General features: G+C 58.9%; 10 protein-coding genes and 1 pseudogene. 2 read left to right on the forward strand and 9 right to left on the reverse strand.

What is annotated here, in order from left to right; all coding sequences use genetic code 11:
• Positions 1–199 precede the first annotated feature (199 nt).
• Positions 200–2,929: a TonB-dependent receptor gene (locus tag SPHFLASMR4Y_RS04810; protein ID WP_089134690.1), complete on the reverse strand. Its 2,730-nt coding sequence runs from the start codon at positions 2,927–2,929 to the stop codon at positions 200–202.
• A 317-nt stretch (positions 2,930–3,246) separates the two neighbouring features.
• Positions 3,247–3,849 (reverse strand): recombination mediator RecR, encoded by a 603-nt coding sequence (gene recR, locus SPHFLASMR4Y_RS04815; protein WP_089132542.1) that lies wholly within the window; start codon positions 3,847–3,849, stop codon positions 3,247–3,249.
• Between the two features lie 142 nt (positions 3,850–3,991).
• Here recR and fmt point away from each other — a divergent pair, with 142 nt between their 5' ends.
• Positions 3,992–4,897 (forward strand): methionyl-tRNA formyltransferase, encoded by a 906-nt coding sequence (fmt, locus tag SPHFLASMR4Y_RS04820; protein ID WP_089134691.1) that lies wholly within the window; start codon positions 3,992–3,994, stop codon positions 4,895–4,897.
• Positions 4,894–5,652: a tRNA pseudouridine(38-40) synthase TruA gene (gene truA / locus SPHFLASMR4Y_RS04825; RefSeq protein WP_089132543.1), complete on the forward strand. Its 759-nt coding sequence runs from the start codon at positions 4,894–4,896 to the stop codon at positions 5,650–5,652. Before fmt ends, truA begins: the two co-directional genes overlap by 4 nt.
• Here truA and SPHFLASMR4Y_RS04830 read toward each other — a convergent pair.
• The 7 genes and pseudogenes from SPHFLASMR4Y_RS04830 to SPHFLASMR4Y_RS04865 form a co-directional block, all read right to left on the reverse strand.
• Positions 5,638–7,533 (reverse strand): XrtA/PEP-CTERM system amidotransferase, encoded by a 1,896-nt coding sequence (locus tag SPHFLASMR4Y_RS04830; RefSeq protein WP_089132544.1) that lies wholly within the window; start codon positions 7,531–7,533, stop codon positions 5,638–5,640. The two genes, truA and SPHFLASMR4Y_RS04830, sit on opposite strands and share 15 nt — an antisense overlap.
• A gap of 9 nt (positions 7,534–7,542) precedes the next feature.
• Positions 7,543–9,096 carry an exosortase A gene (gene xrtA / locus SPHFLASMR4Y_RS04835; protein ID WP_145955453.1) on the reverse strand — a complete coding sequence of 518 codons (1,554 nt, stop codon included), beginning with the start codon at positions 9,094–9,096 and terminating at the stop codon, positions 7,543–7,545.
• A complete protein-coding gene (locus tag SPHFLASMR4Y_RS04840) occupies positions 9,093–10,319 on the reverse strand; it encodes a TIGR03087 family PEP-CTERM/XrtA system glycosyltransferase (protein ID WP_409928910.1) in 1,227 nt (408 codons plus the stop codon). The genes xrtA and SPHFLASMR4Y_RS04840 overlap by 4 nt, the downstream gene beginning before the upstream one ends.
• Positions 10,316–11,389, reverse strand: a complete 1,074-nt coding sequence (locus SPHFLASMR4Y_RS04845; protein ID WP_089132547.1) for a FemAB family XrtA/PEP-CTERM system-associated protein — start codon at positions 11,387–11,389, stop codon at positions 10,316–10,318. The genes SPHFLASMR4Y_RS04840 and SPHFLASMR4Y_RS04845 overlap by 4 nt, the downstream gene beginning before the upstream one ends.
• A pseudogene (locus tag SPHFLASMR4Y_RS04850) lies at positions 11,389–12,180 on the reverse strand (XrtA system polysaccharide deacetylase); the annotation flags it as partial. The gene SPHFLASMR4Y_RS04845 and the pseudogene SPHFLASMR4Y_RS04850, both read right to left, overlap by 1 nt.
• A 439-nt stretch (positions 12,181–12,619) precedes the next feature.
• The gene (locus tag SPHFLASMR4Y_RS04860; protein ID WP_089132550.1) at positions 12,620–13,537 is read right to left on the reverse strand and encodes an AAA family ATPase; all 918 of its coding nucleotides are present in this window, start codon (positions 13,535–13,537) and stop codon (positions 12,620–12,622) included.
• Positions 13,538–13,547: 10 nt separating this feature from the next.
• On the reverse strand, positions 13,548–15,080 hold the full coding sequence (locus SPHFLASMR4Y_RS04865; protein ID WP_089132551.1) for an XrtA system polysaccharide chain length determinant: 1,533 nt from the start codon (positions 15,078–15,080) through the stop codon (positions 13,548–13,550).
• Positions 15,081–15,114: the final 34 nt, after the last annotated feature.

Raw genomic sequence — 15,114 nt, forward strand, 5'->3', positions numbered from 1 at the left:
GGATTCTGCCGGGATTCGTCAAGCGGCGCGGACCAGGGCGTCCACTACGGCTCCTATATTCCGGCCCTGGTCAAACAGACCGGACGGGCAGATACGCCCGCGATGTGCCACCGAATGGTCGGCGGCCCAGCAACAAAAAAGGCGTGTGGTTCATCGGTCGAACCACACGCCTTGCAGTAATCAACGTCCGGCTATTGGCTCAGAACTGCCCACGCACGGTGATGCCATATGTTCTCGGCTCTGCGAGAAAAGCCGAATAGGTCTGCTGCGAAGCAACAAAGGGCGTGTTAAACGCGACCTGTGAATAGTTCACATTGAACAGATTCTGCGCCCAGCCTTCGATTGACCATCTATTGTCGGGACCGCGGACACCGATACGCGCATTGACCAGTGTGAAGCCATCCTGCTCCTTACCGTAGAGCAAGTCCGAACCGGTGTTATAGTCGCTGGTTGTCCGGGCGTTGACATAGAATAATCCGGTCAGGCCGCTATTCCCGAGGGGCGGAGTATAAGACAGCGAAGCGGTCGCTGTGATTTCCGGAGCGTTCGACAGATTGTCGCCTGGCAGCAACCGCAATGCGGGATCCAGCGCCGTACCATCGTCACGGCCAACCAGATCATTTTCATAGCTGGTATCGGTGTAGGTCAGGCCCATGGTCACATTCACATGGCGGACCGGATCGATCGACGCTTCCAGTTCAACGCCCTGGGCAACGACACCATATTTGACATCATCGGCATTGCAATTGCCCGTGCTGCCGTCAGTATCTCTGTCTGCACCGTTCAGATCTGCGCTGCAGGCATTGATATTCTGTACCAGGAAGACCGAACCGTTGAACGTGTTGAGCTGAAAATTGTCAAACTGCTGACGGAAAGCGGCAACACTCAGCGAAAATTCCCGGCTCGAATATTTCGCGCCGATTTCAAATGCGTCCACCGTCTCCTGGTCAAATTGCAGATTGGCGGTATCACCGGTCAATGCCGGATTGGCCAGCGTCGAACTGGTCAAAGCGGACCGGTCAAGGTTGAAACCGCCGGCCTTGTAGCCGCGCGAGTAGCTGCCATAAATCAGCAGGTCGTCGGTCGGCTTGTAGGACAGGATCGCGGTGCCGGTAAACTCGCTCTCGCTCCGGCTGTCGCTCAGCGTGACCCCGTCCAGTTCTGCCGTGGAATTCCCCTGGCAGGACAGACCGATCAGACCGCCGGCCAATCCGGCCAATGGTCCGGTAAGCAATGGCGTGAACAACGCCCGCTGGACCGGACACATGGTGTTGTCATTGGAGAAGGCCGCATCGAAATCCTTGGTCTCGTTCGTGTAGCGCAGTCCCAGCGTCAGATCGAGCTTGTCGGTGACATGGAAGATATTATGCGTGAAAAAGGCGAAATTCTCGCTTTTCTGATTATAGACATCGAGCACCGTTCCCCGGTCGTTGATCTGCGCCAGATTATCCAGTCCGGCAAAAATCAGCGGTGTGGCAGCACCAAATGCGCCAGCGCCGCCATTGGCGGCCTGCAATACAGCCCTGCCCCCGGCGCTCAGACAGCCGGTGCTGGTCGGCGAAGCAAGAGCAGGATTGACCGCATTGACGATCCGGCAGGGGGCGAACGCGCCATATTGCGAGCCAAAGCGCAGATTGTCCCGCGTTTCGAGCTTTTCATTCGCGTAGAAGCCGCCGATCAACCAGTCGAGCTTGTCGTCGAAGGCAGACCCTTGCAGGCGCAGTTCCTGGGTGAAGGTCTTGAATTCCCGGGCACCGGCATTTTCATTCGGCTCGCGATAGAGGATATCGATCTGCGTATAATCCGTATCAGATGCCTGAAAGTTGGAATATTCCCGATATCCGGTGATCGACGTCAGGTTCATGTTGCCCAGTTCGGCATTGACCTCGATCGAAGCACCGAAATCCTCCGTTTCCCCGGCATAGGAACGACCAGGGGTAACGTAAATATCCCGGTTGAACGTGCTCTGGTTGAGGGCGTTGCTGTTCTGCCCCAACCCCAGCAGCACCGGAATGATTGGATTGGCCGGGTCGGTAAGAGCCGGTGACCCCGGTTGTGGCAGAGTGAAGGGATCCAGTCCCGGGCTGACCCGTGCCTGCTGGGCAAATTCGGGCTGGACAAAGGTCGCGGCGCAGCAGGATTCGTCTTTCTTCGAATAGTCGCCGACCACGCGGACGCTCAGAGTGTCGCTTGGCTCAAACAGAAGCTGCCCGCGCACCAGATAGCGGTCCTTGTTATTGACATCGGTCCCATTGACGACGTCGGTGTAGAAACCGTCCCGTTTCAGATAGACCCCGTCGATCCGCGCAGCGATAGTATCGCTCAGCGGACCATTGATGCCCCCTTCCAGGCGCAACTGATCATAATTACCGTACGTCGCAGCGGCATATCCGGAAAAATTGAACTCCGGAGCGGCGGTGGTAATGCTGATCATCCCGGCAGAAGAATTGCGTCCACCCAGTGTGCCTTGCGGTCCGCGCAGCACCTCGATCCGGTCAATCGGGCCGAGCTCGCTTAGCGCGTTACCACTACGCGAACGGTATACGCCATCGATGAACACAGCCACGGAACTTTCCAGTCCGGGATTGTCGCCCACGGTCCCGATACCACGAATTCGGGCGGAGCCATTGGCTTCGTTGCCGGTCGATGACACCAGCAGCGAAGGCGCAAGCTGATTGAGTTCACGAATATCGCTGGTACCGCTCTGCTGCAATTGTTCTGCGCCAATAGCGGAAACCGCAATAGGCACATCGGACAACACCTGGGCCCGGCCCTGTGCGGTCACCACAATCACATTGTCGTCAAAATTGCCCTGATCACTTCCGCTGGCCTGGTCGGCCGAGTCGGATTGCGTCTGGGCGTAAGCGGGGGCGGTTGCGATGGCGGCCATTGCGAACGCGCAGGCAGACAGATTCAAGGCTAATTTCATGACATGCTCTCCTGAAAACTTCTTTTTTTTTACTATCGCTAATGATAGCCAGACCGCCCGCATTTGATAGCCAAATCTGAGAGCATTGCGTCAATTTTCCACCAGGTGTTGCTTTATTGTCGATTTTACTTCCAGCGCGATAGAATGAACCAGAAGACGATTGCCTCCCGGGATCGATCCGCCAGCCTATTCTTGGCGATGAAAAATCGGCGAAGGCATCGGGAAACGCCGGCCCAAAGCTGGTCGGAAACTTGGGAGACAGCGGTCGCGGCAGGCGGGCATTCGTAACCCGCAGCATCGCGCGACAACGGATAAAACTAGTCGCTGTGAATCGGCCTTCGGGACCGAAGAGCCTGCGCCAACGTGCCCTCGTCGAGATAATCCAGTTCACCACCCACGGGTATGCCGTGTGACAACTGGCTCAACCGGATCGGATAGTTTTCCAGCCGCTCGGCGATATAATGGGCGGTGGTCTGCCCCTCGAGCGTGGCATTCATCGCCAGAACCACTTCGTCTATGCCACCCCCCTCGACCCGCCGGATCAGCGTGTCGATCCCGATATCTTCCGGTCGTACGCCGTCAAGGGCTGACAATTTTCCACCGAGCACATGAAATTTTCCGGGAAACAGGCGCGACTTGTCGAGCGCCCAGAGATCGGAAACTTCCTCGACCACACAGATCGATTTCTCGTCGCGCCGCGGGTCGCTGCATATCTGACAGGGATTCTGCGTATCGACATTGCCGCAGATTGCGCAGGTGACGAGCTGCTGATCGACCCGTTCCATCGCTGCCAGAATCGGTTTCATCGCGGTGTCCGGTCGTTTCAGCAGATAGAGCACTGCCCGCCTGGCCGAGCGCGGTCCCAGACCGGGAAGCTTGGCGAGGGCCTGAACCAGATTTTCGATCTCTTGCGATGCCATGGCTTAGTCATTAGGAGCAGCCGCACAAGACTGCCAAGCAGAAAATGCCTGTCCTGCAACACCGTGGAACGATCTTGTCGCGGTCAAGCCGGTGACGGATCACATATTTGAAAGATAGTTTATGACGTCCGGCAACACATCCCTGCGCATCGCCTTCATGGGGACTCCAGATTTTGCAGTGCCGGCGTTGCAGGCACTGCACGAAGCGGGGCACGAGATTGCCGCCGTCTATTCGCAGCCGCCACGCCGCGCCGGACGCGGCAAGAAACTCTCCCCCTCGCCTGTACAACGGGTTGCAGAGGCGCTCGGGATCGAAACCCGCACGCCGGTGTCGCTGAAGGGAGAAGCTGAGCAGACGGCCTTTGCGGCGCTCGATCTGGATGTCGCGATCGTCGCTGCCTATGGTCTGATCCTGCCGCAGGCGATCCTGGACGCACCGAAAATGGGTTGCCTGAATATCCACGGATCGCTGCTCCCCCGCTGGCGCGGTGCCGCGCCGGTACAGCGGGCCATTCTCGCGGCCGATGAAGAAACCGGAATTACCATCATGCAGATGGAAGCCGGACTGGACACCGGACCGATGCTGCTGAAATCGACAATCCCGGTCAACGGCAAGACCGCGGGCCAGCTGACCGAGGAACTGGCGACAACGGGCGCAGAATTGATGGTGCAATATCTGGCGTCACCGGGCGATTATCCCGCCGATGCCCAGAATGATGATCTCGCGACCTATGCGAGAAAGATAGAGAAACAGGAGGCGCGTCTGGATTTGAACCAGACCGCCGAACAGGTCGAGCGCCAGATCAGGGCCTTCACGCCTGTCCCCGGCGCCTTTTTCGAATTCGAAGGCAATCGCTACAAGATCCTGCAAGCCGATGTCTGCGAGGCCGCAGGCGCGCCGGGTGAAATTCTGGACGAAGGATTGCTCATCGGCTGCGCCGCCGGGTCGATCCAGCCCCAGATCATCCAGAAAGCGGGCAAACCCGCCATGGACCGCAAAGCCTTTCTCAACGGTATGAAAATCCCGAAGGGGACGAAATTGCAATGACCCGTTTTGCGATCACTCTGGAATATGATGGCCGTCCGTTCATGGGCTGGCAGCATCAGGATCACGGCCCGAGCGTCCAGCAGGCCGTCGAGCAGGCGATCCACAAGATCACCGGACAGGACGTGCGTGTTTTTGCCGCCGGCAGAACCGACGCCGGTGTCCACGCGCTGGCGATGCGCGCCCATTTTGATCTGGACACGAAGCTGACCCCGTTCCGCCTGAGCGAAGGCATCAATGCCGGGTTGCGCCCGCACCCTGTGGCGGTGCTTGCCTGCGACATCGTTGACGAGCAATGGCATGCCCGCTTCGCCTGTGAGGGTCGGCGCTATCTCTACAAGATTACCAATCGCCGGGCGCCGCTGACCTTTGACCGCGGCCTGAGCTGGCAGGTTGCGCCGGCACTCGACAGCGATGCCATGCACAATGCCGCGCAAGTGCTGACCGGGCAGCATGATTTCACCACTTTCCGTTCGACTCATTGCCAGGCGCAAAGCCCGGTCAAGACGCTCGACAGCATATCTGTCAGCCGCTTCGGCGAAGAGATAGAGGTGGAGGTAGCCGCCCGCTCGTTCCTGCACCATCAGGTGCGCTCGATCGTCGGTTGTCTGAAGCTGGTCGGCACCGGCAAATGGTCGAAAGGGGATCTGAAAAACGCGCTGGCAGCGCGAGATCGCAACGCGCTCGGTTTCAACGCGCCGCCCGATGGCCTTTATTTCGTCGAGGCGATCTATCCGACTGATTTAGAGCCCGAATAAACGCGACAGCGACTTGTCGAGCATCAGCAACTGCCACAGCAAGCGACTGTTGTCGGAGCGCCCGGCAATATGGTCGTCGGCAATACTGCCCATCGCCTTGCTATCGAACCAGCCGGTCCGCGCCAGATTGCTCCCGCGGGCAATATCGCGGGCGGTCTCGGCAAGCGGGCCGCGGAACCATTGCGCGATCGGAGTCACGAAACCCATTTTCGGTCGATAGAGAATGTCGTTCGGAAGATAATCTTCCATCGATTTTTTCAGCAGATATTTGCCCTGCCCCTTGCGCACCCGCAAATTGGTCGGCAATCGCGCTGCAAATTCCATCAGCCGGTAATCGAGCAGCGGTTCGCGTGCTTCCAGCCCGACCGCCATGCTGGTGCGGTCGACCTTGGTCAGTATATCGCCCGGCAGCCACATCTTCATATCGGCATATTGCGCCTGGTCCAGACCGTTTCGGGCTGGCGCATTATTCATCAGGTCGATCATCCACTGCTCCGCCTGATAGTCGCCCAGATCGCTGCGCATGCGGTCCGAATAGATTTGCTGGCGTCCCGATGGCGCCGTCACTCCGACCGCCTCGGCGTAGCCTTCCGGCCCGGTCCGGGCCAGCGAGAGCAAAGTCGACTTTGCGCGAAACGGACGCGGTGCCCAGTCGGCCTTGGGATAGACCGATCCCAGCCACCCGAATGCAGGCCCGCGAAAGGATTGCGGCAACAGGCCCCTCACCCGCTCTTCGGCGTGATGAAAGACATGCCGCCGATAGCCCGCCATGGCCTCGTCAGCTCCATCACCGGACAGCGCCACGGTCACCGTCTCGCGCGCCAGTTCACAAACCCGGTAGGTCGGCAAAGCGGATGCATCCGCAAAGGGTTCGTCAAAATGATCAGCAAGCGTATCAATCAGGCCGAAATCATCCGCAGCCACAATGCGTTTGCGATGATCGGTCCGAAACCGTTCCGCGACCTGCCGCGCATAGCCGGTCTCGTCCAGCGACTGCTGATCAAAACCGATCGAGCAGGTCTCGACAGGCCGCTGGCTTTGCTCAGCCATCAGAGCGACCACGGCGCTGCTGTCGACACCACCGGACAAAAAGGCGCCGAGCGGGACATCGGCAACCATCCGCGAACCGACCGACTGCTTCAGGAGAGCAACAAGTTCCTCTTCCAGCGCGCCCGCGGACGCCCTGTGCCGCTGGCTGAAATCCATATCCCAATATTGCACCGGTGCCGGCTCCGGCCTGCCCTGTTCGAGCAGCAGATAATGTCCCGCGGGCAGCTTCTTGACACCTTTCAGCAGCGAGGTCTGGTCCGGCACATAGCCAAAGGCGAGATAATCATCGACTGCCCGCAGATTGGGCTCGCGGCGCAACAAGGGGTTGGCGAGCAGCGCTTTCAGTTCCGAACCGAACAACAGGCTACCATCAGAAACGCGAGCATAGAAAAGGGGCTTCACCCCCAACCGGTCGCGAGCCAGAAACAGCCGGCGAGTCCGCTGATCGTAGAGGGCAAAGGCGAACATGCCGTTGAGTCGCTTGAGACAATCGACACCCCATTGCCGCCAGGCAAAAAGAATGACCTCGCTATCACTGTTGGTCTGGAACTGGTGCCCAAGACCTTCCAGTTCGGCTCGCACCTCGAGAAAATTGTAAATCTCGCCATTGAAGCTGAGCACCTGCGCTTCGTCCGCGGTCAGCATCGGCTGCGCGCCGCCTTCCAGATCGATGATCGACAGCCTGCGATGGCCAAGCCCGACCCCCGGGGCGGTCCAGATTCCCGAGCCGTCCGGGCCTCGATGCGTGAGACTGTCGGTCATCTTGCGCAGACGATCGGGATCGACCGGCTTGGCCGTCTCCAAATGAAATATACCTGCTATGCCGCACATAGGCGCGCCCTAGCGCAGCCCCGCCATCGCGTCAGCCAATTTATCGACCGGACCCAAATCGGCAAGAAATGCGTTGATCGCAGCCTGGGCGGATTGTTCGCGCTTCGTTTCGGAAGAAATCAGGACTGCCACGGCCTGCTGAGGGCCGCCGAACAGCCTGCCCTTCAATGTCTCGAGTTTCACTGCCGAGCCACTGCCGGTAAGTTTCCCGCCGATACGGTAAAAGCTGACGACATCGCGGACCACCGGCCCGGGTGCGATCAGTTCAACCGCGGAGGCCCCCGCCGGTGCTTCGAGAGCCCGATTGCGAGACCACTCGGTCTCGGGAACAAGCGCCCCCTGTCCATAGCCGACAAGCTCCCGGCCCTCTTCCTGACGGTCATAAACCGCGACAGACAGATCGACCTCCATGCCGGTCATGCTATTTCGGTAGCGCCCGAGCAACTGATGGCTGGCACCGTCAAAACGCGGCTTCCAGGGATACAGCGGTTGATAATCGACTTTCTCCCAGCCGGCGACGTCCGGCAGCGCAATCCGGTCTGGCACAACCGATTCCTGAGCCGCCACGATTGATATCCAGAGTAGCGGCGTCAGGATGATTGCCGCCATCGCCGCCATCACTTTCGTCGGCTTTTGCGCGCCGGCTGGTACAGGCTGATTGCGGGCCAGAGCATCGCCATCAATCATCGGGTCGTCGATCTTCCGATCGAAAAAGGGCCAGCCAATCGCCATCAACAAAATCAGGACGAAGGCAAAAAAGAACCAGCCGTAGAAAATATGGTCAAAACCAATGGCAAAATCGAGCGACGTATGATGCGCAATATAAATGGTCCCGAATGCGCGGATACCATTGGCAATTATGGGCAGCAGCACGGCGACGATCATGAACAGGATCCGGCGGTTCCAGCTCTGGAAACACACATTGCTGACCAGCGCACCATAAGCGAACATGGCGATCAGGAACTTGATGCCCGAGCAGGCCTCTGCGACCTCGAAATAGCCGGTCGGCGTGGAAATGAATATCCCGTCGATAAAGGCCGGAATATCCGCCCAGCCGAGAAATATCATCGACAGTCTTGCGGTGACCATCTGCAAGAACGGCACGAACTCCTCGCCGAAAGGAACGAGGAAAAAGCTGAAGGCGATCGGAAATACGAGTCCGCGCGTAACAGTCGGACCGAGCATTGTGACCACAGCCCCCTGCAGCATCATCAACAGTCCGAGGTGCCGCGCGAAGGAAACGCCCGCGGCCTCTCCCATCAACCATCCGGCAGCAGCGACGCCGCTCAGCAAAAGACCGGGCCACCAGATTTGCGGAGCAAGTTTGGCCAGTTCTTCCCGCCGCTGCTGCACCAGCCAAAACAGGATCGGCACAATCAGCAGACAGTGATTATAGGTGGAAACAGACCACCATGTCCGGACCATGTCGGCGGCGTCACGCCAGAAAACAGCCAATATGGCCAGCATGGCGAATGCCAGCAACTGCAGATGCGTGGTCCAAAGCGAGGCAGGCACGGCGGGAAGCTGTCTGCTGTCCAAGCGATTGGCGGTCGCACTCGTCATGCCGCCACCCCGGCCGCCGCGATGTTGGGCAGACCGCACAGTGCCGGCAGACCGGCAAGCTGCGTCTGCCAGGAATATCGCGCATGAATGAGCTGTTCCGCCCGCTCTCCCAGGCGCCTGGCCTCATCGGGATTCTGCAGCAACCCACATAGCAGTTGCGCTTCTTCGTTCACGGAATCGGCGACGAGGAAATGCTCGCCATTGACCGCGTCAATGCCTTCCGCTGCACAGCCGGATGCCACCACCGGTCTGGCCATCGCCATCGCCTCGAGAACCTTGTTCTGGATACCCCGGGCGATCCGCAGCGGTGCTACCACCACATCGGCAGCGACAATCCAGCTGCGAATATCGTCGACCGCACCAATTACAATGGTGCCGTTGGTCCCGTCAAGCTGTCTGACCTTGTCGGTCGGCGCGCGTCCCGCAATGGCAAAGCGCGCATCCGGAAAACGTGCGAGAATGGCCGGCATGACCTGTGTGCTGAAACTCTGCACCGCCTGCACATTCGGCTGATAGTCCATCTGGCCGGTGAAAAGGATCATCGGTCCGCCATGGCCGAGGCTTTCCGGATGCACGTCCGGAGCGCCATAAAATTCCAGATCAATGCCGTTGCCAACCGCTTCCACGCGGTCGCCGGTCAGACCGGAACGCTGTCGGAACAGGGCCGCCTCCGCTTCACTGACAAACAGGGCATGATCGGCCCGCTCGGCAATCGCCTTCTCGAAATCCCTCAGCATCCGCCCTTCCCGACGGTTGATCCAGGCCATCGGCCCCGAACCCTCCGCGGCGTAGCTTTCGAATTTCGCACTATCGACATCACCGAAGTCCATTACGACGCGACCGCCGAAGTCGGCTGGAATATATTGTGCCATCTGGCCTGAAAACACGAAGATACAATCAATCGGGCGGGTGGCGATCACCTGTGCGACATAGGCACGGATGTCGGCGCTGTCGAAACAGGTTAGCGACACCGGTTTGCCGGTCAGGATGGCTTCCACTCCACCGGCCCATTGCGACTTGGTCCGCAGCACCACTTCGCAGGAGGCCAGTTCCTCTTTGCGCTCCCAGCCGGCCTGTCTTTCGGCTTCATCCTCGGCAAAACAGGCGACATGTACTGCCGCGCAATCCATAAGCTTTTGCAGGAAATGGTGCGAGCGGATCTTGTCGCCCCGGTTGGGCGGCCACGGCACGCGATGCGCCAGAAACAATATTTCAGCCATCAGCCCAGGCCTTTGGCGATGACCGGTCCGACCCGATTGGCAACCCACAGGGGCAACCGCTGCCAAAGCGCGACCTGCAACCGGTATTTGGGGCTCATCGGATTGACATCGCGAGCCTCTTCGCCATCGGCCGTACGCGTCGCGTAAGAGAGCGGCTGCGGTTCAAAGCCCCAGTTCTTTTTGAAGGCGAAAGCCCCTGTGCCATATTTGGAGCGACCGAAATCAAAGAAATTACAGCCCCGTTCACGCGCATGGTTCATCAGCTCATAATACATGATCTCATTGGCCCGGACACGCCGCGCATCCCATGTTCCGCCACCCCAATAGGGCATCACCGTGCCGTGGTGGTAAAGGCTGAGAACACTGGCCACTGGCACATTGTCGCTGATCACGGTCAGGATATCAGCGTCCTTGCCAAACGCATCGAGCACGGCGTCGAACAACGCCTGCGGGAAAACGGGGGTTCCCAGATTGCGAACGCTTTCCGCATAGACGGCATAATGGTCGTCCCGGTCCTGACGCGTCGTGCCGATGCGCACGGTCAGACCATTTTTCAGGCCCTTGCGGACCTCAGCACGCTGTTTGCGCGGAATGGCCAGCAACTGGCTTTCCGCGTCGGCTGCCAGTTCCGTGACAAATCCGGCATAGACATCCTGCTTGCGTTGCCAGGGTCCGTCTGGGACAGGCCCGCCGCGCAATTCCACTGAAGGAAAGCTGGCGCGCTCGGCAAACTGCCACGCGGCATCGGCAAGCAACTGGACGGCCTGATCATTGTCCGAGAGAATACCTCCACCCACCGCAAATCCTGAGGAGGTCAGCGCGCGGCCGAACAGGGCGGAGTGGATCAGGGTCAGCGGGAGAATCCCCTGCAGCATCCCTTCTCCATCTTCGGCGAGAATATATCGCCAGTCATGTCCACAGGCCTTGCTGACCGCCAATAGCCAGGCCGGTCGGTGAAACGGCGTGCCGTCCGGAGCAGCATCGACAAAGGCGTCGATCCGCGCCAGTTCATTGGCATCTGCCTGTTCCAGCACGCGAACCGACAAGGACGTTGGCTTGAAGGCCATATTCATCACATCAGCCCCGCTTCCAGTGCTGCCAGTTCATCGACCCTGCCCCAGGGAAAATCCCGTCCGGCCCGCAGCAGCTTGCCACGCATCGCCCTCAAGTTGGTATAATGGCGCAGCTTGGATCGAAGCGGGGCATTGGCAACGCGCGGCTGATCGGGGTCAATCTCCCATGGATGGAAGTAAAAAATCGCCCCATGGCCGTCATCGCGCTGCATTTTCCTGATCGATCGTTCATATAATGCATAAGGCAGAAGCCGGAAAAACCCGCCACCGCCAGCTGCAAAGCGACGGTTGCCAAGCTGAACCGTGGTCACCGGCAATTCAATGAGATCGGACTGATCGACCGGCTTCCAGGCAAAGCGGGGCGATTCCGTCCAGCCATAATGGTCATGGGAAATCGGCGCGACGCTGGAGGAATAGATATAGCCCTCTTCCGCCAGTATCTCGTGCGCCCAGGGGGTCCGCTGGTCGATCGAGAAGCTGGGAGCGCGATAGCCGATGACCTGCTGCCCCGAATGGTCCTCGAGAAGTTTGCGACTGCGGTCCAGATCGGCCCGAAATTGCGCGGGAGTAAGGGTGAATACACGAGCATGATCATAGCCGTGACTGGCAATTTCGTGCCCGGCATCGGCGATCTCCTGCATCAACGCGGGATAGCGTTCGGCAACCCAGCCGAGAATGAAGAATGTCGCCTTGATGCCCGCTTCGTCGAACAGCGCCAGCACCTCGTGGCTGTTGCGCTCTACCCGATGCTCGAGCTGATCCCAGTCGGCGCGATCGATGACTGTCTCGAAGGGTCACATTGTCGATATTGCCCACGGTGTTGCTAGGCGCTTCACCGCGCAGATCGATCCGGCTTCGGGTCGCAATCCCGCCGGCTTCCAATGCCAGCAGATTGGGAACAACCTGTACACTGCCGCGGGCCAGGCCGGTGATGATATCGTCGTCTCCCAGATTGTCTTCATAATAGAACCTGCGCTCATAACGGACGTTCAACTGGGCTTCTGCACCGCGCGTCTGCAGCGACGTATCGACACCCGCAGCGACCGACGTATAGGTCAACACATCGCTGCCATCTTTCAGATCGGCGACCAATATCTGCTGGATTTCAAGATAAGGAGCCACATCGGCTTGTCGTTCGCGCGCTTCTACGGCGGGCGCAGCCAGTCCCAGAAGCGGGAGGATAGCGGCTCCATATTTCAGGAAATTTCCGTTTTTAAGCGCGGTCATGGCTTACTCTCCATATCCATAATAGGATCCGAACCGCCGCCCGGTGGGCGAGAATTTCGTGCCGTTCAGCAGGAGCTGGATATGATCACAGCCACCCAGTAAACTCAGCGCGTCGCGCAGGGCGGTTTCGGTTGTTTCATCGGCTTTGACCACCATCAGCACCTGGCCGACATGCATGGCCAGAACGGAGGCCGGCGAAGCGGACAAGGCCGGCGGTGAATCAAATATCACGATGCGGTTGGGGTTGTTCTGGGTCAGGCGATTGAGCACCTGCTCGGTCCGCGACGAGGCCAGATATTCGGTGTCGGCGTTGGTCTGATCGCCGGCCGGCAAGATCGCCAGTCCGGGAATATCGGTATGAATGATACAATTTTCTACCGGCAATTGCGGATCGGCAAGCGCGTCCATCAGGCCCTTGCTGCCTTCCAGTCCGAGACTGGACAAGATGCTCGGCTTGGCAAAATCGGCATCGACCAGAAGCACCTCATTGTCCTTTTCCGCCGCTATCGAGAGCGCAAGATTCAAGGCGCAGAATGTCTTGCCTTCGTCCGGATGCGCCGAGCAGATCAATATCCGCTCGCCCCGGGGTAGCGGCGCCATTTTCTGGCTGCCTTTCGCAGCAAGCAGCAATTGGCGTTTTATGATCCGGAACTCTTCCGAGATGCCCGTCACCGGGCCGTCGGGAACGATGAAACCTGCATCCCGCAACTTGTCCCGATCGACAATCACGGTCGGGCCGTCATAGGCCTCAACCGGCCGTTGCCTGACCGGAATCACCTGCCGTGCTGGCGTCTCGGGTGGCGCAGACTTCGGCGCATTGTCCCGTTGCTCTTCGGTCCGGACCGCGGGGATATAGTCATAGATCTCCCCTGCCCTTTCGAGCAAGGAACCGGTCTTTTTGGGAGGATTATACTGGTTCATTTCTACTCCCTCAGGCCACCATGCCGCGCTGGATAAATTCAACGATCATCAACATTCCGAACACGCCAAAGAGCGCGCCGCTTGTGCCGAAAAAGAGGCGCAGCTTTTTCTTCTGAATTTCCCGCTGCGCGCCGGTTACGATCTGCGAAACAGAACCGATGACCGGCAGGCCGCTGGCCTTTTCGAGCCGCGCTGCTGTCGGATAGCTGGTCTGCACATGCCCCATCGCGAAAGCCGTGCCGACCCCCCCTCCGATCCCCGCGATCAGCACCATCGCCAGCAACAATGGCCGGTTTGGAGCCGCAGGCGAGCGCGGACTGGACGGCGGATCAATGACCCGGAATTTCAGCGAATCGGTTTCGGATTCAACCTGACCGCGCAATTTGATTTGTTCCCGGTCAGCGAGCAGCTTGTCATACTGGTCTTTCAAAACCTCGTGATCCCGATTGATCCGCGACATTTCTGCAGCAACGCCAGGCTCCAGGCTCTGCTTCGATGCCAGTTGCGCCATGTCCGCCTGCAACGCATTTTTCCGGGCCTGCAGGGCCGCCAGACTTGCCTGCCGTTCCGCGCGCATGCTTTGCAGCGAGCTATAGGCCGGATTGGGTGTACGGTAGCCAGCACTGCCAGCTGGGTCCTTGCGAACCTGCGCCCGCAGCGCTGCGATTTCGTTTTTCATGGAGATGACATCGGGATGGCTGTCGGTCCATCCTCGCGCACGGGCACCGGCAAGATTGGATTCCAACTGGGCAAGCTGGCCGCGGGCACCGCCGCTGCCGACGCCTGGCGTGGCAATCGATGGAGGCGTGCCGGCAAGCTGACCATTCAGCGCAGCCAGCGAACCGGAGGCCTGGCTGATCTGTGAATCGATTTGCGCCAGTTCGGCCCGCGCGGCTTCCATTCGCTGACTAATCGAACCCACGCCCGGCAGCAGACCGAGATTTTCTGTCTCGAACTGGACACGCTTCTGCTCGACTTCCTGCAGCTCTTTCTCTCTCTCCGCGAGTTGCGCGTCGAGGAATTTGATTGTTTCGCTGGTCTCTCCACGATCGCCCGACAGATTTTCTTCGACAAAAATGTCAATCATCTTTTGGACAATATCACGCGCCAGAACGGCATTTTCGGCATCCGAAAAATTGCTGGCGGAAGATTTTGCGGAAATCTCGAACAGATTGTCCTTTTCCGACTTGATCTCGATATTCTTGCGCAGCATCTCGACCTTGTTGGCCAGTTCACGATCCGTCGCCACCGACTGGTTCAGTGCGGTCCCGCGCACGACCTTTTCAAGATTGATAGTAGAGGCCAGCGTTTCCTGGACCCGCTCCATATTCTTCTTGCGCTCACGCGCGTCCACACCAACCTTGTCAGACAGGATCGACTGCATTTCCACGGAAATGCGCGCGTGCGATTCATAGCTGTTCGGGATCAACGCGACGACAAGCCAACCCAGCAGGCAAAGCCCCCAGGCAACAGCCAGTGCAAGCCAGCGTCTGTTCCAGACGCTGTGCACCGCTATTTTAAATTCATCATAAAGACCGTTCATATGTCTGCTCAATTCCTGTGATAAAGAGCCAAAA

Source organism: Sphingorhabdus sp. SMR4y, assembly GCF_002218195.1.
Classification (GTDB): domain Bacteria; phylum Pseudomonadota; class Alphaproteobacteria; order Sphingomonadales; family Sphingomonadaceae; genus Parasphingorhabdus.

Coding starts and splice junctions, on each gene's coding strand:
- SPHFLASMR4Y_RS04810 (WP_089134690.1), bottom strand. CDS start 2,929: ATGAAATTAGCCTTGAATCTGTCTGCCTGCGCGTTCGCAATGGCCGCC.
- recR (WP_089132542.1), bottom strand. CDS start 3,849: ATGGCATCGCAAGAGATCGAAAATCTGGTTCAGGCCCTCGCCAAGCTT.
- truA (WP_089132543.1), top strand. CDS start 4,894: ATGACCCGTTTTGCGATCACTCTGGAATATGATGGCCGTCCGTTCATG.
- SPHFLASMR4Y_RS04830 (WP_089132544.1), bottom strand. CDS start 7,533: ATGTGCGGCATAGCAGGTATATTTCATTTGGAGACGGCCAAGCCGGTC.
- xrtA (WP_145955453.1), bottom strand. CDS start 9,096: ATGACGAGTGCGACCGCCAATCGCTTGGACAGCAGACAGCTTCCCGCC.
- SPHFLASMR4Y_RS04845 (WP_089132547.1), bottom strand. CDS start 11,389: ATGAATATGGCCTTCAAGCCAACGTCCTTGTCGGTTCGCGTGCTGGAA.
- SPHFLASMR4Y_RS04860 (WP_089132550.1), bottom strand. CDS start 13,537: ATGAACCAGTATAATCCTCCCAAAAAGACCGGTTCCTTGCTCGAAAGG.
- SPHFLASMR4Y_RS04865 (WP_089132551.1), bottom strand. CDS start 15,080: ATGAACGGTCTTTATGATGAATTTAAAATAGCGGTGCACAGCGTCTGG.